The 1174-nt window shown below is 66.4% G+C and carries 2 protein-coding genes; both read right to left on the bottom strand.

Annotation, left to right across the window (positions count from 1 at the left end; translation table 11 throughout):
* On the bottom strand, nt 1-521 hold a 521-nt coding region (locus ACWFR4_RS49080; protein WP_453658519.1), incomplete at its 3' end, for a P-type ATPase.
* A partial coding sequence (locus ACWFR4_RS49075; RefSeq protein ID WP_453658517.1) for a potassium-transporting ATPase subunit KdpA occupies nt 518-1174 on the bottom strand: 657 nt, incomplete at its 5' end. The genes ACWFR4_RS49080 and ACWFR4_RS49075, both read right to left, overlap by 4 nt.

The raw sequence follows: 1174 nt of genomic DNA, 5'->3' as shown, positions 1-1174 counted from the left end.
ACACTCGCGACGCCCTCGACGACGTCACCGTCGCCGGGGATGATGTCACCCGCCTCACACACCACCAGGTCCCCGATGCGCAGCTCGGTGCCGGGTACCTGTTCTTCCGTGGAGCCGGTCAGACGCCGGGCGACGGTGTCGGTCTTGGCCTTGCGCAAGGTGTCCGCCTGGGCCTTGCCACGGCCCTCGGCCACGGCCTCCGCCAGGTTCGCGAAGATCACCGTGAGCCACAGCCAGGCACTGATCGCCCAGCCGAACCAGTCCGACGGATCCTTGAAGGAGAACACGGTCGTCAGGACCGAACCGACGAGCACCACGAACATCACAGGCGACTTGACCATGACGCGCGGATCGAGCTTGCGACAGGCGTCCGGCAGCGACTTCAGCAGCTGCTTCGGGTCGAAGACACCCGCGCCGACGCGTCCTTCGTCCTTGTGTCCGGTCGGTACGTCGCTGTGCGGCGCCCGGGGCGGAGTGGCTGTGGACATCGAGTCCTCTTGCTTCTCTATCCGAGTGGTCATGACGCCAGCCCCTCGGCCAGCGGCCCCAGCGCGAGCGCCGGGAAGTAGGTCAGGCCGGTGATGATGAGGACCGTGCCCACCAACAGGCCGGTGAACAGCGGCTTCTCGGTGCGCAGGGTGCCGGCCGTGGCGGGGACGGGCCTCTGTTCGGCGAGCGAGCCCGCCAGGGCGAGGACGAACACCATCGGCAGGAACCGGCCCAGCAGCATCGCCAGCCCGATCGTGGTGTTGAACCACTGCGTGTCCGCGCTCAGACCCGCGAACGCCGAACCGTTGTTGTTCGCACCCGACGTATACGCGTAAAGGATCTCCGAGAAGCCGTGCGCACCGGAGTTGAGCATCGAGTTCGGCGGCGTGGGCAGAGCCATCGCCACCGCCGTGAACACCAGGACCAGCGCCGGGGTGATGAGGATGTAGCAGGCCGCGAACTTGATCTCGCGAGTCCCGATCTTCTTGCCCAGATACTCCGGCGTGCGGCCGACCATCAGACCCGCGATGAACACCGCGATGATCGCCATGATCAGCATGCCGTAAAGCCCCGAACCAGTACCACCGGGCGCGATCTCACCCAGCTGCATACCCAGCATCGTGATACCACCGCCGAACCCGGTGAACGAGGAGTGGAACGAGTCCACCGCACCCGTCGACGTCAG

The sequence above is a fragment of the Streptomyces sp. NPDC055140 genome (assembly GCF_053607285.1).
The sequence above is the reverse complement of the archived record's forward strand: the minus strand, read 5'-3'. Positions and strand labels throughout refer to the sequence as shown.